Source organism: Rubrivirga marina (assembly GCF_002283365.1).
Taxonomy (GTDB): domain Bacteria; phylum Bacteroidota; class Rhodothermia; order Rhodothermales; family Rubricoccaceae; genus Rubrivirga; species Rubrivirga marina.
On the sequence record NZ_MQWD01000001.1, the window covers coordinates 4,521,303 to 4,545,529 of the forward strand.

19 protein-coding genes are annotated in these 24,227 nt (G+C 72.1%); 6 read left to right on the forward strand and 13 right to left on the reverse strand.

Annotated features, from left to right (window positions below; translation table 11 throughout):
- Positions 1 to 65: 65 nt before the first annotated feature.
- The 5 genes from BSZ37_RS19300 to argS form a co-directional block, all read right to left on the reverse strand.
- Positions 66 to 815 (reverse strand): YebC/PmpR family DNA-binding transcriptional regulator, encoded by a 750-nt coding sequence (locus tag BSZ37_RS19300; RefSeq protein WP_095512112.1) that lies wholly within the window; start codon positions 813 to 815, stop codon positions 66 to 68.
- 103 nt (positions 816 to 918) lie between these two features.
- A complete protein-coding gene (locus tag BSZ37_RS22715; RefSeq protein WP_281253040.1) occupies positions 919 to 1,044 on the reverse strand; it encodes a hypothetical protein in 126 nt (41 codons plus the stop codon).
- A 136-nt stretch (positions 1,045 to 1,180) separates the two neighbouring features.
- Positions 1,181 to 2,338, reverse strand: coding sequence for an alanine racemase (locus BSZ37_RS19305; protein ID WP_095512113.1), 1,158 nt, complete (start codon positions 2,336 to 2,338; stop codon positions 1,181 to 1,183).
- A 66-nt stretch (positions 2,339 to 2,404) separates the two neighbouring features.
- Complete coding sequence (locus BSZ37_RS19310) at positions 2,405 to 2,830, reverse strand: DUF4870 domain-containing protein (RefSeq protein WP_218830577.1); 426 nt, start codon at positions 2,828 to 2,830, stop codon at positions 2,405 to 2,407.
- Positions 2,831 to 3,024: 194 nt separating this feature from the next.
- On the reverse strand, positions 3,025 to 4,743 hold the full coding sequence (gene argS / locus BSZ37_RS19315) for an arginine--tRNA ligase (RefSeq protein ID WP_095512114.1): 1,719 nt from the start codon (positions 4,741 to 4,743) through the stop codon (positions 3,025 to 3,027).
- A 78-nt stretch (positions 4,744 to 4,821) separates the two neighbouring features.
- Between argS and BSZ37_RS21665 the strand changes: the two genes are divergently transcribed.
- Both BSZ37_RS21665 and BSZ37_RS19320 read left to right on the forward strand, forming a co-directional pair.
- Positions 4,822 to 5,667, forward strand: a complete 846-nt coding sequence (locus tag BSZ37_RS21665) for a DUF3298 and DUF4163 domain-containing protein (protein WP_179299770.1) — start codon at positions 4,822 to 4,824, stop codon at positions 5,665 to 5,667.
- A 47-nt stretch (positions 5,668 to 5,714) separates the two neighbouring features.
- Complete coding sequence (locus BSZ37_RS19320; RefSeq protein ID WP_143537744.1) at positions 5,715 to 6,101, forward strand: hypothetical protein; 387 nt, start codon at positions 5,715 to 5,717, stop codon at positions 6,099 to 6,101.
- Between the two features lie 100 nt (positions 6,102 to 6,201).
- Here BSZ37_RS19320 and BSZ37_RS19325 read toward each other — a convergent pair whose 3' ends face one another.
- Together BSZ37_RS19325 and mrdA are read right to left on the reverse strand one after the other, a co-directional pair.
- Positions 6,202 to 7,455: an FtsW/RodA/SpoVE family cell cycle protein gene (locus BSZ37_RS19325; protein WP_095512116.1), complete on the reverse strand. Its 1,254-nt coding sequence runs from the start codon at positions 7,453 to 7,455 to the stop codon at positions 6,202 to 6,204.
- A gap of 87 nt (positions 7,456 to 7,542) precedes the next feature.
- The gene (gene mrdA / locus BSZ37_RS19330; protein WP_095512117.1) at positions 7,543 to 9,432 is read right to left on the reverse strand and encodes a penicillin-binding protein 2; all 1,890 of its coding nucleotides are present in this window, start codon (positions 9,430 to 9,432) and stop codon (positions 7,543 to 7,545) included.
- A gap of 339 nt (positions 9,433 to 9,771) precedes the next feature.
- Between mrdA and BSZ37_RS19335 the strand changes: the two genes are divergently transcribed.
- Complete coding sequence (locus BSZ37_RS19335; protein ID WP_095512118.1) at positions 9,772 to 13,029, forward strand: PD40 domain-containing protein; 3,258 nt, start codon at positions 9,772 to 9,774, stop codon at positions 13,027 to 13,029.
- 69 nt (positions 13,030 to 13,098) lie between these two features.
- Positions 13,099 to 14,193, forward strand: a complete 1,095-nt coding sequence (locus tag BSZ37_RS19340) for a quinone-dependent dihydroorotate dehydrogenase (RefSeq protein WP_095512119.1) — start codon at positions 13,099 to 13,101, stop codon at positions 14,191 to 14,193.
- On the opposite strand, the gene BSZ37_RS19345 is transcribed toward BSZ37_RS19340, so the two are convergent.
- A complete protein-coding gene (locus tag BSZ37_RS19345) occupies positions 14,190 to 15,962 on the reverse strand; it encodes a glycoside hydrolase family 3 protein (RefSeq protein ID WP_095512120.1) in 1,773 nt (590 codons plus the stop codon). The two genes, BSZ37_RS19340 and BSZ37_RS19345, sit on opposite strands and share 4 nt — an antisense overlap.
- A 92-nt stretch (positions 15,963 to 16,054) precedes the next feature.
- On the opposite strand from BSZ37_RS19345, the gene BSZ37_RS19350 reads away from it, so the two are divergent.
- Complete coding sequence (locus BSZ37_RS19350) at positions 16,055 to 16,849, forward strand: CPBP family intramembrane glutamic endopeptidase (RefSeq protein WP_095512121.1); 795 nt, start codon at positions 16,055 to 16,057, stop codon at positions 16,847 to 16,849.
- Between the two features lie 53 nt (positions 16,850 to 16,902).
- Entirely contained in the window at positions 16,903 to 17,844 is a 942-nt protein-coding gene (locus BSZ37_RS19355; protein WP_095512122.1) for a T9SS type A sorting domain-containing protein, read from the forward strand.
- On the opposite strand, the gene BSZ37_RS19360 is transcribed toward BSZ37_RS19355, so the two are convergent.
- The 5 genes from BSZ37_RS19360 to BSZ37_RS19375 all read right to left on the reverse strand — a co-directional run bounded on the left by BSZ37_RS19360 (position 17,841) and on the right by BSZ37_RS19375 (position 24,191).
- Entirely contained in the window at positions 17,841 to 18,962 is a 1,122-nt protein-coding gene (locus BSZ37_RS19360; RefSeq protein ID WP_143537745.1) for a PorV/PorQ family protein, read from the reverse strand. The two genes, BSZ37_RS19355 and BSZ37_RS19360, sit on opposite strands and share 4 nt — an antisense overlap.
- Before the next feature lie 8 nt (positions 18,963 to 18,970).
- On the reverse strand, positions 18,971 to 20,593 hold the full coding sequence (locus tag BSZ37_RS19365; RefSeq protein WP_143537746.1) for a FlgD immunoglobulin-like domain containing protein: 1,623 nt from the start codon (positions 20,591 to 20,593) through the stop codon (positions 18,971 to 18,973).
- On the reverse strand, positions 20,590 to 21,354 hold the full coding sequence (locus BSZ37_RS21670; protein ID WP_143537747.1) for a hypothetical protein: 765 nt from the start codon (positions 21,352 to 21,354) through the stop codon (positions 20,590 to 20,592). The genes BSZ37_RS19365 and BSZ37_RS21670 overlap by 4 nt, the downstream gene beginning before the upstream one ends.
- 166 nt (positions 21,355 to 21,520) lie before the next feature.
- Positions 21,521 to 22,777 (reverse strand): site-2 protease family protein, encoded by a 1,257-nt coding sequence (locus tag BSZ37_RS19370; RefSeq protein WP_143537748.1) that lies wholly within the window; start codon positions 22,775 to 22,777, stop codon positions 21,521 to 21,523.
- Between the two features lie 196 nt (positions 22,778 to 22,973).
- Complete coding sequence (locus BSZ37_RS19375; protein ID WP_095512126.1) at positions 22,974 to 24,191, reverse strand: pyridoxal phosphate-dependent aminotransferase; 1,218 nt, start codon at positions 24,189 to 24,191, stop codon at positions 22,974 to 22,976.
- Positions 24,192 to 24,227 lie beyond the last annotated feature (36 nt).

The window sequence follows — 24,227 nt, forward strand, 5'->3', positions numbered from 1 at the left end:
GGTGGGGCGGGATGGAGATGAGGGATAGAGGGAGGAGGCGCCCCGTATGGCCCCTCCCGGATCCCTTATCCCTCCACTGCGGCGAGCGTTTCCTCGTCCATCTCCAGCGTGGAGAAGACGGCCTGGACGTCCTGGTGGTCGTCGAGTTGGTCGAGGAGGCGGAGGACCTTGGCCGCCTGGTCGGGCTCGAGCTTGGTCGTCGTCGTGGGAAGCTGTCGGAGGTCGGCCTCGTCGGCCTCGATGCCGGCGTCGGCCAGGGCGGCCTGGACGTCGCCGAAGGCCTCGGCCGGCGCCTCGACCGTGAAGTGGTCGCCCTCGCGACGGAGGTCCTCGGCACCCGCGTCGGCGACGAGGAGGAACAGGTCGTCTTCGGTGAGGCCGGCGGCCGGGATCTCGAACACGGCCTTCTGATCGAACAGGAACGCGACGGAGCCCGACGTGCCGAGGTTGCCTCCAGCCTTCGAGAAGAGGCTCCGGAGGTCGGCGACGGTCCGGTTCGTGTTGTCCGTCAGGACGTCGACGTAGATGGCGATCCCGTTGGGCCCGTAGCCCTCGTAGGCGAGCTCCTCGTAGTCGGCCCCCTCGATCTCGCCGGTGCCCCGCTTGATGGCCCGCTCGATGTTGTCCTTCGGCATGTTCTCCGCCTTCGCCTTGTCGACGGCGAGCGCGAGCGGCGCGTTGAGGGCGGGGTCGCCAACGCCCCCGCGGGCGGCGACCATGATGTCACGCGTGATCCGGGCCCACACCTTCGAGCGCTTCGCGTCGGCGGCGCCCTTCTTCCGCTTGATCTTCGACCATTTGTTGTGACCGGCCATCGCTGAATCCTGGGCTGGTTGTCTGTGTGCCCAAGATAGCCTGGCCCGCGATACGCTCCGGCCGCATCCAATCCAGACCGCCGGAATCCCCGACGAATCGCGCCTACCACACGGCGACCAAGACGGTCGGCATCGGGGCGGTCGGCGCGGTGACGACCTGGACAAAGCCGGCGGCCATGAACGCGGTCACGGCGGCGAGGCAGAGGAGAACGGGCTTGAGAGCACGCATGACGGTCAGATCGGAGATGTCTTCCCCTGAGAGAGACCTATGCCGTTCCCGACGGAGTCGCAATACGACGCCCGAAGCGGAACGCCAACGGCTCCTAGCCGGGCTCTAAACATCTGCTGTCTCGCCCCGGGACCCCCTACCTCGCCACAACCTCCAGCGTCTCAAGGACTTCGTCGCCGTCGACGAGGTACAGCTCGCGGCGCGTCGCGACGGCCACGCACGCGTGGTTCGGCACGACGAACACCGGGTCGCCGACGTCCCAGATCGAGCCTCCGGGCGTATCGACCCAGCCGTGCTCCTCGCTCAGCGCCTCGACCACGGCGTGCGGGTGCGCGATCATGGTGCGCGGGCTGTACAGGACGGTCCCGTACGTGTCGAGCCCCGGCCGCCGGTCCGACGTCAGGATCTTCTTGCCGGCGTCCGTGATGATCCGCTCGGTCCCATCGTCGAACCGTTTTCTGGAGAGCGCCGTGGCGACGCAGACGAGCGCGCAGTCCTGGAGCCGCGCCGCGCCCAGCGCGACCTGCATCGCGTCGAAGAAGACGTACGTGCCCGGGCGGATCTCGGTGATGCGGAGCCCGCCGACCTCCCGGTTCGTGAACGCCGTCACGCCGGGCGTCGAGCCGATGGAGAGCTCGGCCGTCGCCGCGTCGAGGTGGCCCGCCTCGGTGAGCCGCCCGGCGACTCCCAGGACCCGGTCGCGCTCCTCGTCCATCACGCGATGGCGAAGGTCGTCGACGGACTCACCGCCGGTGCCCGGTCCGTAGGCGTGGCCGCCGTGCGAGAGGAGCCCGACCAGCCGGAGCCCCTCGGCCCCGTTCACGAACGCGGCCAGCTCCGCGAGCGCGCCGAGGTCGTCCCACTCGACGCCGCAGCGGCCGTAGCCGGTGTCGACCTCGATCAGGACCTCGGCCGTCTGCCCCGCCGCCGTGAAGGTCGCCGACGCCCGGTTCGCACCCTCGACCGAGTCGACCGTGAACGACACGCGCGTGCCGCCGTCGGCGAGCGCCCCCAGTCGCTCCAGCTTCGTCGGCCCGACGACGGGCGTCGCCAGCCGAATGTCGTCGAAGCCGGCCTCGGCAAACGCCTCGGCCTCCTCGACCGTCGCGCAGGTGATCCCGCGCGCCCCACGCTCGGCCTGCATCCGCGCGATCGCGGGCGACTTGTGCGTCTTGACGTGCGGCCGGAGCGCGACGCCCTGGGCCTCCGCCCGCGCCTGCATGGCGTCGAGGTTGGCGTGGAGCCGGGCGTGGTCGACGAGGAGGGCGGGCGTGGGGAGGTCGGAAACGAGCACGCGGTCGGGGGCTGGGGGCTCTCCCCTACCCTCCGACCGCGTGGTCAGATCCTGCCGAGTACGGCCTCAGCCCTTGACGAACCGGATCGTGGCCGGGTAGCGGTACCACTCGCCCGCGTTCGCCTTTGTCGCGCCGATGGCCGTCCCGACGAGCCACCAGATGCCGACCACGAAGATCAGCGCGAACCCGACCAGGACGAACATCAGGATGACCGAGGCGATGGACGCCAGAACGATCGTGAGCTGGAAGTTCAGCGCCTCGCGCGCCTGATCCTCGATGTACGCCGACTCGTCGCGCTTGAGGATGTAGACGAGGAACGGCCCGAGGAGGCTACCGAACGGGAACGCGAGGCCGGCGTAGCCTGCGAGGTGAGCGAGCATGGCCATCGAGCGCTCTTTCGAGTCGGGCTCGTAGCCGTCGAGGTCGACGTCCATCAGCGGGTCGTCGAAGTCGGAATCGTAGGGGCCGGTGTGGGGGATCGTGCTAGGCATAGCGGGCCTCGGTGTGCGGTTGGCCTCCCTACGGACGGCGCGCGGCCGGGGTTACGTCACCGATCGTCACGATTCACCGGAAGGCGCCGACCGTACCGGGCGGTCGTCGCCCGCACGATACGGCACGGCCCGTGCCCACCGCCGGGCCCTTCGTCGGCTCCGGGGTCCCCGCCTCGACGCCGAGGCGGGCGGGGCTACATCTGCTCTGGCGCGGTGACCCCGAGGATCGTCAGCCCGTTCTTGAGGACCGTCCGCGTGGCGCGGGCCAGCTTCAGGCGGGCCGTCGCGAGCTCGGTCTCCTCGCCGACGATCCGGCAGTCGCGGTAGAACGCGTTGAACGCCGTCGCCACGTCGCGGAGGAACGTCGCCAGCTTGTGCGGCGCGCGGGCGTCGGCCGCCGTGCGGACCTCGTCGGGGAACTGGAGGAGCGTCTTGACCAGGGCCTCCTCGCTCTCGTGACTGAGCACACTCAGGTCGGCGTCGCCCGAGGCGTCGAGGCCGGTCTCCTCGGCCTTCCGCTCGATCGACGCGATCCGAGCGTGGGCGTACTGGAGGTAGAACACGGGGTTCTTCTCGCTCGCCTCCTTGGCCAGGTCGAGGTCGAACTCGAGGTGCGTGCCGGGCGCGCGCATGAGGAAGAAGAACCGCGTGACGTCCTCGCCGACCTCGCTCATGAGGTCGTCGAGCGTCTCGTAGGTCGCCTTCCGCGTGCTCATCTTGACCGGCTGCCCGCCGCGGACGAGCGTGACGAACTGGTACACGACGACTTCGATGGCGTCGGCGTCGCCGCCGAGCGCGGTCACGCCGCGGAGCACGTCGGGGTACGTCGCGATGTGGTCGGCGCCGAACACGTCGAGCACGAGGTCGGCGCGGCTGAGCTTGTCGAGGTGGTAGGCGATGTCGGGCAGCCGGTACGTCGGCTCACCGGACGACTTGACGAGGACCGTGTCCTTGCCCTCCTCGTCGCCGTCGCGCGAGTCAGTCTTCCCGAGCGCGGACGTCCTGAACCACACGGCGCCGTCTTCCTCGTAGGCGAGGTCGTTGGCTTTGAGCGTCTCGACGACGTCCCAGACGGGCGCCGGGTCGCCCTCGTACAGAGTGCGCTCGTTGAACGTCGAGTCCATCTCGACGCCGAGCCGTTTGAGCGTCGCCATGATCTCGGCGAACACGGCCTGCTCGGCGGCCTCCTTGAACGGCGCCTCGTCGGGCGCGTCGAGAAGCGCGTCGCCGTGCGCGTCGGCCAGGGCCTGCGCCACGTCGGTGATGTACTCGCCGCGGTAGCCGTCGTCGGGGAACGAGGCCGGCACCTCCAGGCCGTCCTCCAGCGTCTTCGTCGGCCCGCCCGGTCGGACGACGGCCTCGTAGCGAGCGCGGACGCTCTGCCCGAGCACCCGCATCTGGCGGCCGGCGTCGTTGAAGTAGTACTCGCGCGTGACCTTATAGCCCGTCCAGTCGAGCAGGTTGGCGATGGTGTCGCCGAGGACGGCGTTTCGCCCGTGGCCGACCGTCAGCGGGCCGGTGGGGTTGGCCGAGACGTACTCGACGATGGCCGTCTCGCCGTCGTGGTCCGCGACCCGGCCGTAGTCGGCGCCCTGCTCCAACAACTCCGCCAGCCCGGCGGTAAGGTGGGCGCTCGCGAACCGGACGTTCAAAAAGCCCGGCCCGGCGACCTCGACGGCCGCGACGCGCGTGGGGTCGACCTCGATCCGCTCGGCGACGCCCTCGGCGATGGCGCGCGGGCTCCGGCGGAGCGGGCGCGCGAGTTGGAGCGCCACGTTCGTGGCGAGGTCCCCGTGAGACGGGTCGTTCGGCGTCTGGAACTCGACCTCGACCGCCTCGGCGTCGAAGTCGTCGGGGAGATCGGGGAGCGCCGCGAGGGCGGCGCGGACGGCGGCGGCGAGCGTGTCCTCCATGAGGAGTCGGTCGGGATGCGGACCGCCAAGCTACCCCGGGCGTACGCCCGCCCCCGGAGCCTCGCCCGCTGTTCACACATGCGCCTCGCCTCTCTCGTCGCCCTGCTCGCCGGCCTGACCGTCCTCGCGGCCTGCGGCCCCGACCCCGCGCCCGACGCTCCCGAGGCGGGCCCGCTCGAGTCTCCCGCCCCGCCGAGCCCGACGTCTGGCCCGTCGCTCACCGTCGCCGTCGACTCGCTCCTCCGTGACGAGCCCGACCTCAACTACCGCGTCGCCATCGGCTACCCGCAGATCCGCGGGACCTCCGGCGAGCCGATGGCACCGGCGCTCCAGGCCGTCAACGCCGCCATCCGCGACACCGTCGAAGCGCTCGCCGACGACTTCCGGCCCGAGGCCCCACCGCCGGGCGCCGACGCACCGCACTATCCCGTCGAGGTCGATGGGGGCACGCCGCGCTCGTGGATCTCGGACGACGCGTTCAGCGCGCTCGTCGAGGTCTACGCCTACACCGGCGGCGCCCACGGCAACACGTACTTCCTGCCCCTCACCTTCGACCTCACGACCGGCGAGGCCGTCCGCCCCGCCGACCTCTTCGCCGAGGGCACGCCGTGGGCCGACACGCTCGCGGCGCACACCGAGCGCGGCGTCCTGCGCTGGCTCGGCGACCGCGGCGCGCTCTTCGCCGAGGGCCTCGACCCCATCCGCGAGGGCCGCGTCGACCTCACGCTCGACCCCGACTCTCTCGTAGTCCACGTCCCGCCGTATCAACTCTCGGCCTACGCCGCCGGCTCGTTCCACGTCGGCGTGCCGCTGTCGGCGGTCGCGCCGTTCGCGCGGCCGGGCAGCGTGCTGGCGCGCCTGACCGACGGCCCGGCGGTTCAGGCGACCGACCCGTCAACGAGCCGTACCCTCAGAGGCGACTAGTGGCGCCCGGCTCGGCGGGGGCCCCAGAGTCGACAGCCCTCGCCGCCATGGTTCGCCCGCTCCTCCTCGCCGCCCTGCTGGCCGCCTCCGCCAGCGCCCAGGTCGCGCCCGACCGCGACGTCCGGCTCGACGGCCAGTCGATCGTCGGCCGCTGGCACGCCGTCGAGGTCGTCGACGACGCCGACGCTACGGCCGATCTCCGCCGTGGGCTCCTCTCGACGACGCTCGTCGTCAACCCGACGGGCCACGTGATCCTCCGGGGGACGGACCGTCGGGAGGGCCGCGGCGCGCCGTCGGCGTTCTCGGGCCGGATAGAGGGCGACCGCCTCCGCCTCGGCGGCTTGCCGGGCGAGGCCGAGGTAGCCGTCTACGGCTGGCGGCTCCACCTCGTCGACCCCCGCGGCCGCCGGACCGTCTTCGAGCGCGAGCGCTGAGGGGGAAGCGGGAACCGGGGCGTGGGAACCGGCAAACCCGATTGCCGGACGATCTGCCGGTTCCTCTTTCCCTGGTTCCCACGTCCCAGCGGCGAAGCCGCTACGAGTACACCGCGAACTGGTCGCGCTTGGCGTGGAGGTTCAGCGCGATGGCCAGCATCGCCGTGTTCGCCAGCAGCGCCGAGCCGCCGTACGAGATGAACGGCAACGGGATGCCGATGACCGGCATGAGCCCGATCGTCATCCCGACGTTGATCAGGATGTGGACGAGGAAGATCCCCGTCATCCCGGCGATGAACAATCGTGGCAGGGCGAAGCCGGCCTGCACTCCCAGCCCCGCCATGCGGATCAGGAGGAACGCGAACACGAGGAGCACGGCCATCGAGCCGAGGAACCCGAACTCCTCGCCGATCACGCAATAGATGAAGTCGGTCGAATTCTCCGGGATGTAGGCCAGCTGCGTCTGCGTCCCGTTCGTGAACCCCTTGCCGAAGAGTCCGCCTGAACCGATCGCGGCCTTGGCCTGGATCACGTGGAAGCCGGCCCCGTAGCGGAACGCCTCCGGGTCGTCGAACGCCACGAGGCGGTCGACCTGGTGCGGCTCGAGCACGCGGAACAGCCCGAACCACGCCGCGATCGCGATCGCCCCGACGCCGACGAGCATCAGCGCCGACATGGCCTTCGAGCGCGTCCAGAGGAGCATCCCGACGGTCGCGAGGCCCACGAAGATGGCCGCGTAGGCCGGGCTCACGATCACGAGGTAGACGGCCGCCGCCGCGCCGCCCGCCAGCGCCATCCACGGGAGCGGGACGGCCCCGCTCCAGAACATCATGATGGGGATGAGCGCCAGGAAGACGAGGCCCGTCCCGGTGTCGTTCTGCATCACCACGAGGACCGCCGGGATCAGGATCAGCAGGGCGGCCCCGACGAGGTAGGGCACGCTCCCCCGGCGGGCCTCCTTCCGCGACAGGAGCGCCGTCACGGCGAGGACGGTCCCCACCTTCGCGATCTCGGCCACCTGCAGCCCGACGGGCCCGATGTACAGCCAGCTCTTGGCGCCGTTCACCTCGCGGCCGAACGCGAGCGCGGCCCCGAGCAGCCCGAGGCAGACCACGTAGGCCACGGGCGCCGCCTTGACGATGAACCGCGCCGGCAGCAGCAGGATGATCCCCAACACCGCCGCCGAGATGCCGAACCACTGGAGTTGGCGGTTGAAGTTCTGCTGGACCGACTCGAGCAAGAACTCCCGCGCGGGCCCGTGCGTCGCGCTGTAGATCGCCGTCAGCCCGATACCGACCAGGGCCACCCACAGCAGGATGCTGACCCAGTCGAGGTTCTTGTACCAGGGACGCATAGGGAGTTCGGAGTTGAGAGTTGGGAGATCAGCGTTCGGGCAAGCGGGGTGACGACTCGGAACCCCGACCCCCGAACCTTGAACTCGCTAGATGCGGCCGACGGAGCGCTGGGCGCGGACGAACGGGATGAGCGCGTTGCGCTGCGGCGAGACGATCTGGCCGCGGAAGTACTGCTCGATCATGAGGGACGCGATCGGCGCCGCGGTCGTCGACCCGAACCCGGCGTTCTCGACGATCACGCCGACCGCCACCTGGGGGTCGTCGACGGGCGCGTAGGCGATGAACACGGCGTGGTCCTTGCCGCGCGGGTTCTCGGCCGTGCCCGTCTTGCCGGCGACGGTGATCTCGGGGAACTCGCCGGCCGCCGGGATCTGCGCCCGCCGCGCCGTGCCGTTCGCGACCACGGCCTCCATCCCCTCGCGGACGACCTGGAAGTTCCGCGGCTCGATCGGGATCTGCTGCGGGCGGCGGCGGGCCGGCGTCGTCGTGACGCCCGTCTCGGGGTTGGTCTGCTGCATCACGAGGTGCGGCGTCACGAGCGTCCCGCCGTTCCCGATGGCGGCCGTGTAGCGGGCGAGTTGGAGCGGGCTCGTGCCCATGTTGCCCTGCCCGATTCCGAGGTTGACGGTGTAGCCGGGGCCCCAACCGGCCGGGAAAACGCGGTCGTAATACGACGAGTCCGGGATGAGGCCCGTCCCCTGGTTGGGGATGTCGATGGGCGCGAGCTGGCCGAAGCCGAACCGGTGGGCCCACTCGCCCCACATGTCGAGGTTCATCCGGATGCCCTCGGGGTGGGCCTCGTTGACGAACGTGTCGTTCATCAGCCGGAAGAAGAACGTGTTGCAGGACACGCGGATGGCGTCGCGGACGGCGATGTTGCCGTGGCTCCCGCCGTGGCACCGGTAGAGCCGGCCGAGGACGTAGCCGCCGCCGCAGTAGAGCGTCGTGTTCTCGTCGATCATCCCTTCCTGGAGCGCGACGGCGGCCATGAACGGCTTCCACGTCGAGCCCGGCGGGAGCGCCGTCTGGGTCGCCCGGTTGAAGTCGGGCTGCTCGGGGTTGCGGTAGAGGAAGTCGACCTCGGCCTGGGTGAACCCGTCGCGATAGATCGAGAGGTCGAAGTCGGGCGCCGAGACCATCGAGATGACCCCGCCCGTCTTGGCGTCCAGCATCACGGCCCCGCCGCGCTTGTTGACGAACAGGCTCTCGGCGAGGGCCTGGACGCGGGCGTCGACGGCGAGCGTGAGGGCGAAGCCCGATTCGGGCTCGACGTCCTGCTCGCCGCCCTCGTACGCCTCGACCTCCATGCCGTGGACGTTCTTGAGCACGAACTCGCGCCCGACGCGCCCGCGCAGGACCGGCTCGTACTCGGCCTCGATGCCGGACTTGCCGATCCGGTCGCCGAGGCGGTAGCCCTGTTCGCGCATGGCGTCGAGTTCGTCGGAGTTGATCTCGTTGACGAACCCGAGCGCGTGCGTGAGCCGGGCGTCGCCGTGGTAGCGCCGCTGCTGGTCCTCGCGGAAGTTGATCCCCCGGAGGCGGTACTGGTTCTCCTGCAGCCGGGCGAACGTCCAGAACGGGACGTTCTCGAGGAGCACGTCCTCCTGGTACGCCGAGCGCTCGGTGATCTCCGCGTAGCGGGCTTCGAGCTCCTCCAGGGGCCGCCCGGCCAGCTCGGCCACGAGCGGAAGGTCGGCCTCGTCGAAGTAGCGCGGCGCGACGGTCACGCTCACGGTCGTCTCGTTGTCGACGAGAAGGATCCCGTTCCGGTCGAAGATGTAGCCGCGGGCGGGCCGGACGATCTTGGTCTCGATCGCGTTGCCCTCCGCCTCGGTCGCGTACTGCTCCCGGTCGACGATCTGCATCTGCACCAGCCGCGCCCCCAGGAACGCGACGAGCCCGAGAACGAGGACGCTGAAGACGCGGTAGCGGAGGCGCGCGTCGTCGCGGGCGGTCTGGGCGAGTACGGTGGGCATGGGGCGTCCGGGGGCGGAGGGCCGAGGGCGATTCGGAGGGCCCTGGGTCGGGGAGCGTACGAACGCCGGCCCGCGCCGGTTCGTGCAGTCCACGGGGTTCTTCGCGGGCCCTCCGGATGTCACGGGCGCCCTTCCGACGTGCCTCCACCGGGGGCTCGGGAATCGCCCCAGCGCGCCCCCAGCGCCGGATCCGAAGAACACGACCGGCGCCGGGGGGTATGCCCACGCCCGGCCCGAGGCGGACCCGCCCGGCCCGGGCTCCGGCGTGGGGCCATCCGCCGTGCCCCCCGTGACGCCGACCGGTCCTGGCCCGGCCACTCCCTCCCGCCCCGCTCTGCCATGCGCTCCCGCTCCCTCCCGGCCCTGCTGGTCGCCGCGTTCCTGTTCGCGCTCGTGCCCGAGGCCCAGGCCCAGTACTTCGGCCGCAACAAGGTCCGGTACGACGACTTCGACTTCCGCATCCTCGAGACCGAGCACTTCGACCTCTACTACTACGAGGGGATGGAGCAGGCCTCGCGCGACGTGGCCCGGATGGCCGAGCGGTGGTACGACCGGCTCTCCTCGATCCTCGGCCACGAGTTCGACGAACGGAAGTCGATCATCCTCTACGCCGACGACGCTGACTTCCGTCAGACGAACATCGCCAACATCGGCGAGGGCACGCAGGGCGTGACGGAGGGGGCCCGCCAGCGCGTCGTGCTCCCCATGGCCGGGACCTACGCCGAGACCGACCACGTGCTCGGCCACGAGCTCGTCCACCAGTTCCAGTACGACATCTCGCAGCGGAGCGGCCGGTTCGCCCAGTTCATCCGCCTCCCCCTCTTCGTCATCGAGGGGATGGCCGAGTACTACTCGGTCGGGCGGGAGGACGCGCTCACGGCCATGTGGATGCGCGACGCCGTCCTCCGCGACGACTTCCCGACCCTCGACGACCTCCAGCGCTCCGGCGCTTACAACGAGTACCAGTACGGCCAGCCGTTCTGGGCCTACCTCGCCGGCACCTACGGCGACCAGGCCGGCGTCCAGTTTTTCCGCACGGCGCTCGACATGCCGCTCGACTCGGCCGTCGTCGCCGTGACCGGCCTCTCCCCCGACGACTTCTCGGCCCGCTGGCGGGTCGCGCTCGAGGACCAGCTCGCGCCGCCGGCCGCCGGCCGCTCCGTGCCCGGCCCCGACCGGACCGACGAGGAGCTCGAGGCCATCGCCAAGGACCGGCGCGAGCGCGCCGAGGCCATCGCCGAGGGCGACCGCCCCGACCGGCCCCGCTTCCTCGCCTACCCCGACTCGCTCCCCCGTCTCACTGCGCAGCGCCTCCTGGCGCGAGAACGTGAGACCGGCACCATCAACATCGCGCCCCAGCTCTCGCCCGACGGCCGCTACGTGGCCTACCTCAGTGAGCTCGACCTGTTCGGCATCGACCTGTTCTTGGCCGACGCCGAGACGGGCGAGGTCCTGACCAAGCTCGAGAGCGCGACGACCGACCCACACCTTGACGCGCTCCGCTTTATCGAGAGCGCGGGCACGTGGAGCCCCGACGGGACGCAGTTCGCCTACGTCGTGTTCGCGGGCGGCGACAACGAGATCGCCCTCCTCGACGTCGACCGACGCGACGTCGTCCGCCGCCTCGCCGTCGAGGGGATCGGGGCCATCAAGGACCCGGCGTGGAGCCCGGACGGGACGCGCATCGCGTTCGCCGGCGTCCGCGGGGGGATCACCGACCTCTACGTCGTCGAGCTCGCCACGGGCGAGGTGACCCAGCTGACGAACGACCGGTTCGCCGACCTCCAGCCGGCCTGGAGCCCGGACGGCACCCAGATCGCGTTCTCGACCGACCGTGGGGCCGGGACGGACTTCGTCCGCCTCACGTTCTCGCCGATGCAGCTCGCGCTGTACGACGTCGCGGACGGGACGATCGAGACGCTCGGCGTGTTCTCGGGCGTCAAGCACATCAACCCGGCGTGGGCGCCGGACGGCGAGAGCCTCTACTTCATCTCCGACCGGGGCGGGTTCAACGACGTCTACCGCCTCGACGTCGCCACGGGCGAGGCCTACCAGGTGACGAACCTCGCGACGGGCGTCTCGGGCATCGCCGACCTCTCGCCGGCGCTGTCCGTCGCCGAGCAGACCGGCAACCTGGCGTACTCCGTGTTCGAGGGCCAGCGCTACTCGGTCTACCGCACCGAGGCGGCGGATGCAGTCGGCACCCCGGTCGGCGGGACGGCCTCGAACGCCGCGGCCATCCTCCCGCCGGAGGACGCCTACGCCCGGTCCGTCGTCCAGAACTACATCGCCGACGCGACCGGCGGGCTCCCCGAGGCGACCACCTTCCCGACGCGCGGGTACAGCCCAAAGCTCTCGCTCGACTACATCAGCCAGCCCCAGGTCGGCGTGGGCACCGACCCGTACTACAACTCGGGCTTCGGCATCTCGGGCGGCATCTCGTTCCTGTTCTCGGACCAGCTCTCGGACAACGTCCTCGGCCTCGCCGTCGCCGCGCAGGGGACGTTCAAGGACATCGGCGGGCAGGCGCTCTACCTCAACCGCGGCAAGCGGCTGACCTACGGCGCCATCGCCGGCCACATCCCGTACCTCCAGGTGTTCTACGACCGGCCGCCGCTCGAGGAGCCGGACGAGGTGGACCTCATCGGGTTCACGCGCTACTACTACCGGACGTACGTGACGCAGGCCTCCGGGCTCGCGTCGTACCCGCTCAACCAGAGCCAGCGGTTCGAGGCCGAGCTCGGGTACCGCCGCCTCGGCTACGACGTCGAGTACGACGCGTACTACCAGACCGGCTCCGGCTGCTGCGGCATCGAGCGGCGCGAGCTCGACTCGTTCTCGATCGACCCGCTCCACCTCGGGCAGGGCGGCGTCGCCTACGTCGGCGACACGTCGCTCTTCGGGTTCACCTCGCCCATCCGCGGCTCGCGCTACCGCCTCGGCGCCGACCTCACGGCGGGCTCGCTGGTCTTCGGCTCGGTCACGGCCGACGCCCGGACGTACGTCTTTACGCGCCCGCCGGGGTTCCCGCGCCGTACGCCGGTCACGCTGGCCGCCCGCCTCCTCCACTTCGGCCGCTACGGCGCCGACGCCGAGTCCGGCCGGCTCACGCCGATCCTCCTCGGCAACCCGCAACTCGTCCGCGGCTACAACCCGCGCTCGTTCGACTCGAACGAGACGTTCGGCGCGTTCGTCGACCGGATCTACGGCAGCCGCCTCGCGGTCGCCTCGATCGAGGCCCGGCTCCCGCTCCTCGGCGTCCCCCAGCTCGGGCTGATCAACTTCCCGTACCTCCCGACGGAGCTCGTCTTCTTCGGCGACGCCGGGTTCGCGTGGGGCGAGGCCCCCTACTTCGGGATCTCCGGCCCGCCGGTCGGCGGCGAGGACCTAGTCTGCGACGTCGAGGTCACGTGCTACGGCTCGACGTTCGGCGACCAGAAGCCGATCTTCTCGGCCGGCGTCTCGGCCCGCGTGAACCTGCTCGGGGCCATCATCGTCGAGCCGTACTACGCCCTGCCGTTCTCGCGCTGGGAGGTCGAGGGCGACGTGTCGCCGGGCCGCGGCGTGTTCGGCGTCAACCTCTCGCCGGGCTGGTAACGGGTGAAGAGTGACGAGCGAGGGGGGAACGGCGCGCGTTCGTCCCCCCTCTCTCTGTAGCCTCCCCGCATGTACCGCCTCCTCCGCCCGCTCCTGTTCCGCCTCGACGCCGAGGCCGCGCACGGGCTGGGCGTCCAGGCCGCCCGCCTCGGGCAGACGTTCGGCGGGGTCACGCGGGCCCTCTTCCCGCGAGCCGACGAGCGACTCGCGCAGACGGCGTGGGGCCTCCGGTTCGCCTCGCCGGTCGGGCTGGCCGCCGGGTTCGACAAGAACGCCGCGCTCGTCCCCTTCTGGGCCGACCTCGGCCTCGGGTTTGCCGAGGTCGGCTCGGTCAGCGCCCAGCCCTCGGCCGGCAACCCGAAGCCACGCGCGTTCCGGTTGCCCGCCGACCGCGCGCTCGTCAACCGGATGGGGCTCAACAACGACGGCGCGGAGGCGGTCGCCGAGCGCCTCGCCCACACGGAGCGGCCCGAGGGGTTCGTCCTCGGCGTCAACGTGGCGAAGACGCACAGCCCCGACATCCTCGGCGAGGCCGGCGTCGATGACTTCCGCCAGTCGGTCCGCGCCCTCCTCCCCCATGCGGACTACCTCGCGCTCAACGTGTCGTGCCCGAACACGGCCGAGGGCAAGACCTTCGAGACGCCCGAGGCCCTCGACGCGCTCCTCACGGCGGTGATGGCCGAGGTCCAGGCCGCGTCGGACGCGCCACCGACGCTCGTCAAGCTGTCGCCCCCCGCGACCGGCGGCGTCGACGCGGGCGCGGTCGACGAGCTGGTGCGGATCAGCCTCCACTACGGCGTCGCGGGGTTCATCGCTACGAACACGGCCTCCGACCGGACTGGCCTCACGACCGAGGCGAGCCGGCTGGAGGCGATCGGGCGCGGCGGTCTCAGCGGACGGCCGCTGGCGGACCGCGCGACGGCGCTCGTCCGCCACCTCTACGGGGTCACCGACGGGGCGGTCCCGCTCATCGGCGTCGGCGGCATCGACTCGGCCGAGGCGGCCTACGCGCGCATCCGGGCCGGCGCGACGCTGATCCAGGTCTACACCGGCCTCGTGTACGAGGGGCCGGGACTGATCGGGCGGATCCACCGTGGGCTCGTGCGCCTCCTCGACCGCGACGGCCTCGGCACGCTCGCCGAGGCGGTGGGGGCGGACGCCTAGAGGCCGGGAACGTCGACTGGCAGGCGACCCGTCGCCTCGATCCGGCCACGGAGGACGTCCGCGACGGCGGAGGCCGTGCGTGTCGTCTCGTCGTAGGCCACGACCACCCCCGCCTCGGGCGGCGCGAGGGCGGCGGCGTAGGGGCTGCCGAGGACGGCGACCACGACCGGCGTGCCCGTCTCGCGGATCGCCTCGACGGCGCGCTGCTGGGCCGACGTGAGCCGGGGCGGGAGGCGCATCCCCACGCGGAGGTGCATCGCGATGACGGCCACGTCCGCCTCGCGCGCGGCTGAGACGGCCGTGCTCTGCCCACCGCCGGACGACGACACGCGCGCGGCGCGGTCCGGCCCGAGGTCGCGCTCCAGCCGCGTCATCGGCCGGCCGGCGTCGAAGTTGCCCATCTGCACGAGCGCCACGCGCTGGCCGCGTCGGATCGGGAGCGGGCCGGAGCGGACGACCGTGACGGCGGCCCGCGTGAGCGCGTCGGCGAAGCGGGCACCCCTCACCTCGGTGAGCATCCGGTCGAGGCGGGCACGGTCGGGCGGCGGGGCCGTGTGGAGGCCGAGGCGGGCCTTCGCCCGGAGGATCCGTCGGGCGCTCTCGTCCACTCGGGCGCGCGGCAACTCGCCATTTTCGACGGCGTCCACCACATAGCGGATGGCCCGCCGCGGTGACGTCTCGTTGAGCACGACGTCGGCGCCGGCCTTGAGGGGCAGCACGGCCCGGTCGCGCGGCCCATAGCGGTCGCGGACGGCGGCCATGTTCATCGCGTCGGTCGTGACGATCCCGTCGTAGCCGAGGCTGTCGCGGAGCACGTCGGTGAGGGCGACGCGGCTGAACGTGGCGGGCGTGGCCGCATCGTCCAGCGCGCGGGCCCAGAGGTGCGTCGACATGACGAAGCCGGGCTCGGCGTCGAGCGCCACGCGGTACGGCGCGAGCTCCGTTTGCCAGAGGCTCCGCCAGTCGCCCGGGACGGCGGCGAAGGCCACGTGCGTGTCGGTGTCGGTGTTGCCGTGGCCGGGGAAGTGTTTGAGCGTGGCGAGGACGCCGTTCGCCTGCGCGCCGCGCACGTAGGCCGCCGCCAGCTCGCCGACACGCCGCGGGTCCTCCCCGAACGACCGCGTGTTGATGATCGGGTTGAGGGGGTTGTTGTTGACGTCGGCGACCGACGCGAACAGGACGTTGATGCCCTGCGCGCGGGCCTCCAGCGCCGTGACGGCCCCGCCCACCTCGGCGAGGTCGTCGCGGTCGGCGGCACCGTAGGCCATGGCCGCCGGGAGCTCCGTGAAGTTGGACCGCGCCGTCCCCACGCCCCACTCGTAGTCGGCCGAGAAGAAGAGCGGGACGTCGGCGCGACGGCTCAGGCGGTTCGTCACGGCGAGGACCTCGCGCGGCGGCGTCCGTCGGGACACGTGGAACCCGCCGATGCCCATCCGCGCCAGCCCGTCGGGGTCACGGACCGCGCCGAGCTCGACGATGAACAGCTGGGCGACGGTCTCCTCCAGCGACAGCTCCGCGAGGCGGGCGTCGGCCCACGCCTCGGCCTCGGCACGGGAGACGCCCCGCGGTGCCTCGAAGCCGGCGTACGGCGCCAGCAGCGAGTCGACGGCCGACCGGCGGCGGGCCTCCGCGAGTGAGTCGGCCGCGACGACGGCGAGGCTGTCGGCGCGGGCTTCCGCGGCGTCGGCCCGGTCGGTGGAGGCGTCGAGGCCGAGCGCCCCGGACACGCCGGCGATGAGCGCGGCGACGAGGGTGAGGGCGAGGCGCATGGGATGGGGGGACGACGAGGCCGGGTATCTTCGCCGGAGTCGGCGCCGCCGACGGCGGCCCGTGCGGGCCGGCCTCCGCCCAGCGATTTCGAATGATAGACCGCCTCCGAAGCGAGTGGCAAGGCCTCCGCGCCGCCGTCGCCGGCCTCTCCCCCAACGCCCGACGGGCCGCGGTCGTGCTCCTCACGGCCACGGTCCTCGTCCTGTTCCACCTCCAGGTGGGCAGCCGCCGCGTCTATCTCCGCCTCGACAACCCGCTCGGCTTCGCCGACGAGGCGTTCGGCGCGTGGGCGTGGTGGTTCGGGATGCAGGGCGTGCTCGGGTTCGTCGTGCCGGCGTTGATCCTGCTCGTCGGGTTCCGCTGGAGCCCACGCGAGGCCGGGCTCGGGCTGGGCGACTGGAAGCTGGCGAGTGCGCTCGCGCTCGGCTACCTCCCGCTCGTCCTCATCGGCACGTGGGTGCTCTCCGACGGGACGGCGTTTCAGGCGCAGTACCCGCACTTTTTCGGGGCCAAGGAGAGCTGGGGCGTGTTCCTGGCCTACGAGGCGCTCTTCCTGTTCTACTGGATCGGATGGGAGTACCTGTGGCGCGGGTTCGTCCTGTTCGGGACGGCGCCGGCGCTCGGGGCGCCGCTCGCGATCGTGGCACAGACGGTCCCGTTCGCGATCCTCCACGCGCAGAAGCCGCCGGCCGAGGCCTACCTCTCGATCCTGGGCGGGCTCGCGCTCGGCGCGCTCGTGTGGCGCTGCCGGAGCTTCTGGATCGCCGTCCCGATCCACGCCGCGCAGATGCTGGCGCTCGACTTTTTTGCGACGCTCCGCTTCCGGACCGGTGCCGACGGCGTCGGCCTCGGGGCGCTCATGGACGCACTGGGCGGTCTGGGGTGACTTGGGGCCAGGGACTGGGCGTCCTATCCTGCCCTCGATCCCACCTCGCCGTCATGCGCTTGCTCCTCCTCGTGTTGGCCGCCACCGCCAGCGCACAGCCCGCCCTCGTCGCCGAGGCCTCCGTCGACAAGGACGTCTACGAATACGGCGAGCCAATCGTCTTCCGCTACTCTCTCCTGAACGTGGGGACCGAGGAGACGGTGATCCTGACCTCGGGGTCGTGCCGGGCTGCATTCGCCTTCGAAGGCGTCCCGCTCGACGAAGCCTGCACGCTCGACTCGGTGTCGTCGGTGCTCAAACCCGACGGCGGCTACATCTGGGAGTGGACCCTCGACCCGGCCGATCTCGGACTCCCCGTCGCGGACGGGACGCAGACGATGACCGGATACATCGCCGGGTACTGCGGAGCCGAGGGGAAACCGTGTCCCGACAGCACCACGGTCTCCGTCTCGTTCGAGGCCCCAGCCTACCTCGGGGGCCGACTCTCCGTCCGGTACGAGGAGGCGAACGCAGACTCCGTCGCCGCGCTACGCACGGCCTACGACGGCGTCGTCGTCGATGAGTCCACACGCCCGGACGGGTCGCGCTCCGAAGAATGGCGGATCTCGGGCGTCCAACTCGACGAGGCCGCCGCCGCGCTCGACGCGAACGGCGCCGTTATCTCGGCGGAGGCCGTCCGCTGGGTCCCGACTTCTGAGCGATTCGAGGTGGCCACCGCTCCCCGGCCGACGAACGCTCTCCTTACGCCACCGACCCCGAACCCGACGTCGGACCTCGCCACCTTCAGCCTCCGCCTCCAAGCCACCGAGGCGGTCACGGTCGACGTCCTCGACGCGCTGGGGCGCCGGGTGGCCGTGCTCCACGACGGACCCCTCTTGAGCGGCGTCGACCACACCTTCGGGGTCGAGGGCGCCGCGCTGCCGGCCGGCGTCTACGTCGTCCGCGTCGTCGGCGAGACGGTTCGCCAGTCGCGGCGAGTGACCGTCGCCCGCTAGAGGCCGAGACGGACCGTCGCCATGTGCATCAGCGCCGAGCCGAACGGCTCGACGACGGCCGTGTAGTCGACGCGGAGGTCGAGCTCGCCGACGCGCTGCTCGATGCCGAACCCGGCCGAGGGGCGGAGCTCGCCGGCCTCGCCCGCGCCGATCCGGTCCAGCCCGAGCCGCGCGGCGAACCCGTCCGTCAGCCAGTATTCGCCGCCGACGCGCCCCTGCACGTCGGCGAGGGTGACTTCGAGGGTGGTGGTGGACTGCGACACGTCGGTCACGATCACGTCGACGCCGTCGAACCGGCGGGCCTCAGCGGGCTGGACGAACAGCTCGCCCTCGGCGGCGACGGTCAGGCGGGGGCGCCCCTCGCCACGGTCGCCGGCCGCGTAGGCCAGGCCGCCACGGACGCGCACGGGGAAGTAGTCGGTCGCCGAGGCCGAGGCCGACCCGGTCGAGCTCCACTCGTAGCGCGCGAAGAGGTCGTCGACCACGACGCCGGCCGAGACCCGGTCGGTGAGTTGGGCCGTCGTCCCGAGCGAGATGCCGATGGCAGTCGGCGCGCGCGTGCCCTCGAACAGCTGGTTGCGATAAAGCCGGAGGCCGACGCCGGCCGACACACGGCTCGAGAACTGGGTCCCGAACGCGGCGAAAAAGGCGTACTCGTCGGCCCGGAGCGTGCCGTCCTCGTTCTGGCCGCTCGTCGGGTAGCCGCTCGCGTCGCGCCCGTCGATGCCGTCGATGCCGCCGTGGATCACACCGCCGGCGAACCCGGAGGCCGGCTGGAGCGGCGCCGCCACCTGAACGCCCTCCCATGACCGGCCGAACGCCAGGCGCCCGGCCGTCAGCTCGACCCCCTGGGCCGCCGTGAACGGCGCGAGCGCCGGGTTGAGGTAGGGGCTCGCGTAGCCCGACCGGTCGGCGACCTGGGACGGGACGGCGAGCGACCGCGCGCCCATCCCCATGCGGAAGAACGCGCCCGGCGCCTGGGCCATCGCCGGCGCCGCGGCGAGGAGCAGCGCGAGCGCCCACCCCGCCCGCCTCGGCGCCGAAGCGGAGGACCGGGAGGCGGCCGACCGCCAACCGCCGACCGGCTTCTGCTCAGTTCCCCATTCCTGATGTCCCATTTCTCCCCTCATTGGATCACCAGGATGCGCCCCGAGAACCGCTCGCCCGCGGCCTCGACGGTGTAGATGTAGGCCCCGTTCGCCACGCGGAGGCCGCTGTCGGACTGGCCGTCCCAGAACACCTCGTTCGGCCCCGCCGGCCGGCCCGGCGCCTCGAGCGTCCGGACGAGGTTCATCCCGACATCGAAGATCCGGATCTGGACGTCGGACGACGACGCGAGGTCGAGGCGGACGCGGAGATCGCCGTTGCGGGGGTTGAACGGGTTGGGGTAGGCGTAGACGTCGACCGGCCGGGCGTCGTCGCCCTCGGCCTGCGGTTGGACGTTGGCGCGGAACAGCTCCCAGGTCTGGGCGCCGTCCGTGCTCCGGAGGAGGCCGTCGGGCGTGCCGACCCAGACCGCCTCGGGCGTCGTGGCGACGGCCCGCGTCGTCGGCCCGGAGAGCGGGAGGGGCCGGCCGTCGGGCTGGCGGAACGTGCGGACGACGCGCCACGTCGCGCCGTCGTCGTCCGAGACGTAGAGGCCGTCGCCGCTCGTCACGTAGGCACGGGCGTCGTCGAAGGCCAGGTCCTCCGCGACGACGCCGAGGAGGACCGTTTCGAAGATGGCGAAGCCGTCCTCATCGTCTCCCCTCCAGACCACGACACCGGGTTCTTCCTCGCCCTGCGTGAACGGGTTGCCGGAGCTCCGGCAGATGGCCCAGACCTCGTCGCGGCCGTCGGCGACGCGCCGCGTCTCGAGCGCGAACACCTGGTTGCCGGGCAGCGCCCCGCCCAGGATCGCGTCCGTGTAGCGGACCCACGCCAGGTCGTCGGCGCCTTCGAGGCGGACTGACCGGTTGAGCCCACCGTTCGTCCCGACCCACACCGTCCCGGCCTCGTCGACCACCACGGAGAGGGCGATGTAGTTCTCCGAGAACTGGGAGAACACCGGCTGGTCCTCGTCGCCGTCGACGAACCCGACGGGGATCCGGACGTCGGGGTTGTAGAGGAAGTCGTACTCGACGCGCGGGTCGAGGACGAAGAGCGAGTCCGGCGGGAGGACGACGCGCGTCCACGTGGCGCCGGCGTCGGTGCTGCGGCGGAGGCCGGCGAGGAGGTTGGCCGAGTAGATCGTGTCGGCGTCCGCCGTGAGCGCGACGTCGATGGGCGCGGCGCCCTGCGAGATCGTGGACGGGATGGCCGGGAGCGTCGAGACGCCGTAGGTCACGGTCGTGTCCCGGCTCTGGTCGAGCGGTGGGAAGCGGTAGACGTAGGACGCGCCGCGGTCGGTCGAGACGGCGAAGCCGGCGGCCGTCGCGGGCGGCGCGTCGGCGTCGGCCGTGACGTCGTTGAACCCGAGGCCGGCCACCACGACGCCGTCGCGGGCGTCGAGCGCGAACATGCGGGCGTCGATGGCCGTCGCGGGGTCGAAGGCGGCGGCGCGGCCGGGGATCGTGACCGTCCCGTTCGGGGCGACCTCGACCAGGATCGGGCCGGCGCGGAGCGTGCTGCCGTCGGCGTCGAGGACGGCCACGCCGTTGCGGGCGCCCGTCGGGAGGAGCGTGGCCGTGCCGGAGCCGGTCTCGACCGTCTGAGCCTGCCCGCCGGCGGCGACCGCCAGCAGGACGAGGGCGAGGAAGGCGCGCGTCATCGGACCGTGAAGGTGTAGAGCGCCGGCTCGCTCTCCGCCCCGTACTTGTCGACGGCCACGATCGCCAGCTCGTACGTCCCCGGCTCGAAGTCGGACGTGACCGTGACGCTCGCCGAGTACCGTCCGTCGTCGGCGGTCTGGTCGGCCGCGCCGCCCGCCGGGCCGTCGTCGAAGAGCCGGCCGATCGTGACGCCGCTCTCCGGGTCGACGGCGACGACCGCCGCGATGTTGGCCCGGCCGTCGGGGTCGGTGACCGTCGCGACGAGCGGGACCCGGGCCGTGTTCGTCCCGCTCGGACGCGAGACCGGGCTCGGCGTGTTGGCCGTGACCGACGGCGGGCCGAGGTTCGTCGCCACGAAGCGGAAGACGGCCGCCGCCTGGTCGCCGGCCCGCCCGTCGGCGCCCTCCGTCGCCACGCGGACGCTGTACTCGCCGATGGCCCCGCGTGGGAGGTCGAACGGCGCGTCGACACGGAAGTCGCCGGGCTGGACCTCCGCCTCGGTCTGGGTCACGAGGGAGTCGGTCTCGGCGTAGCGGACGAGGACGAGCATCCGGACCGTCCCCTCGCCACCGAGCGTGCCCGTCACGGCGAGCGGGACCGTCGCGGTCGGGGCGTCGGTATCGAGGGAGACGTCGACCGGCGAGACGTCGACCGTGCCGAGCGTCGGGCGGGCGACCTCGCTGGCGAATCCGGGCGCGGCGTCGCACCCCCAGAGGGCGACGGCGAGCAGGGCCACGGCGGGCCGAAGGGCTACGGGCATCAGGGAAGAAAGCGGCGGCGTAGCGGTCCGGCGGGTCGCGTGGGGGGCTGGTTGGGGGCGCGGAGCGCGAACCTAGCGACAGTTGAAGGGCGCGCGGCGCATCCTGGAGCGCAGGGCGGCGGATTCGCCCTTTCTGCGCCGCCCCCGCCTCGGCCCCGAGGCGGGCCTAGCCGACGAACTGGATCGGCTGGATCGAGAAGCAGAGGAAGAAGATCACGATGCAGAGGTAGGCCAGCGCCTTCCGCCTCGGCGTCAGCGGCTCCCGCACGAGCACGGGCGGGTGGTCGACGCGGATCACGAACAGGATCATCCCGACCCAGAACAGCCACCCGGTCCACCCCACCGACAGCGCCAGCCCGGGCACGACGACGACGAGGAACGCCGTCGCCGCGGTCAGGAACGCGACCGCCGACGCCGTCAGCAGCCACTCGCCCCGGAACAACCACGCGAGCGCGGCGGCGTAGATCAGGGCGACGGCGGCCCACAGCACGAGCGGCCCCGTCCCCGGCGCGAGGTCCGTCACCAGCCCGACGCCGCCGGACAGCAGGAGGACCATCGTCGTCACGCGCGCCACGATCTGGTGGACGCGGGGCCCCCACAGGGCGTAGACCACGTGCCCGCCGTCGAGCTGCCCGACGGGGAGCAGGTTGAGCGCCGTAAAGAAGAGGCCGAGCCAGCCCGCCAGCAGCACGGGGTAGTGCATGATCTCGTGGCCCGGCACGCGCGTCCAGCCGAGGCTCCCGAGCAGGTGGAACAGCGGCGTGTCGCCGAATACGAGCGCCGTCGAGTTCGGCTCCGGGACGAACTCCGGGAAGCGGCCGAACGAGCGGAGGTACGTCACCACGTCCTCGTGCCCGGCGACGCTGAAGAGGTAGTCGGGCCCGGGCAGCGTGAGGACGGCCACGAGCAGGACGAGGACGGCCGCCACGAACCCCGCGAGGGGGCCGGCCGCGCCGATGTCGAAGAGCTGGCGGGTGCGACGGAGCGGCTCCTTGATCCGGATGACGGCACCGAACGTGCCCAGCGTGCTCGGGAGCGGGACCGGGATGAAGTACGGGAGCGAGACGCGCGTCTGGCGCCACCGCGCCGCGAGGTAGTGCCCGAACTCGTGGACCGTCAGGAAGCCGAGGAACGGGACCGCGTACAGGAACCCGTCCTGCAGGAACGCCCGGCTCGTGAGGAGCGCCAGCAGCGCGCCGATCCCGTTGCCAGCGACCTCGACCACCGGGTCCCACCGCTCGCTCCGCCCCACGAGGAGGGCGCCGCACCACACAGACGAAAGGAACGTGGCGACGAACAGGCCGACGTGGAGCCCGACCCGGTCCTCATCGGGCGCGGACGGCGGCTCGTAGTCGGTGAGGACGCTCGGGGCGTCGGGCGGCTCGGCACCGCGGCTCGGGACGGCAGGGGGACGGGGCTCCACGGGTCGGGGCTGGGGGCGGCGGCGTACGCGGCGGCCCCGGGGGAGTTCAGTGAATCGACGGCGAGCGCGCCCCGCCCCCTCGCCGGCTCCGCCCGCCTCGGCGCCGCGCTCGACCGCAGGGACACCATGCACGGTGTCCCCACCGCGGACACATGCGGAGGCGGCCTCCCCTACCTCGATGCCGAGGTGGAGGAAGCTAGCGGAGGCCCACGACGCCGGCCTCGATCCGGTCGCAGGCCGTCATGAGCGTGTCGAGATCCGTGGCGTACGAGATCCGCACGCCGGCGTCATTGCCGAACGCCTCGCCCGGCACGAGGGCCACGTCGCGGGCCTCCAGGAGGTAGGTGCAGAAGTCGACGCTGCCGGCGATCTCGGCGCCGTCGGGCGTCTGGCGGCCGTAGAGCGCCGAGACGTCGGGAAACAGGTAGAACGCGCCTTCGGGCGTCGGGCACGTCACGCCGTCGATGGCGCGGAGCCGCTCCAGCACGGCGTCGCGCCGCTGGCGGAACGCGCCGACCATTTCCTCCAGCACCTCCGGCCCCATCTCGAAGGCCGCCAGCGAGGCGTACTGCGTGATCGACGACGGCCCGCTCGTGAGCTGGCTCTGGATCTTGGCGACGGCCCCGCTCCACCACGCCGGCGCGGCGAGGTAGCCCAGCCGCCAGCCCGTCATGGCGAATGCCTTCGAGAACCCGTTGACGGTGCACGTCCGCTCGGCCATCCCGTCGAGCGCAGCGAACGACGCGAAGTCGGCGTCGAAGAGCACGTGCTCGTAGATCTCGTCGGAGATGATGGCGACGTGCGGGTGCTCGCGGAGGACGGCGGCCAGCCCCTCGAGCTCGTCGGGCGTGTAGACGGCGCCGGTCGGGTTCGACGGGCTGTTGAGGATGAGCACGCGCGTCTGCTCCGTGATGGCGTCGGCCAGCTGGTCGGGCGTCAGCTTGTAGTCGGCCTCGGACGTGGCGAGGACCGAGACGGGCGTGGCGCCGGCGAGCCGGGCCATCTCGGGGTAGCTCACCCAATACGGCGCGGGGATCACGACCTCGTCGCCGGGCTGGCAGATCGCGAGGACCGCCTGCGCGACCGACTGCTTGGCCCCGTTCGAGCACACGACCTGGGCGGCCTGGACGTCGAGCCCGTTCTCGGTCTGGAGCTTCTTCGCAATCGCCTCGCGGAGCTCGGGGATGCCGGGGTTCGGCGTGTAGCTGAAGCGCTCGTCGCGGAGCGCCTGGTGCGCGGCCTCGACGATGGGCGCGGGCGTCGGGAAGTCGGGCTCGCCGGCCGAGAGGGCGATGACGTCGCGCCCCTCGCGACGGAGCGCGGCGGCCCGCCCCGAAATCGCGAGCGTGGCCGACGGCTGCATCGCGGCGACGCGCGGGCTGAGGGTGTCGAGAGCGGGGGCCGGGGTGGTCATGGCGACGCGGAGGGGACGCCGGAAGGTAGATCGGCC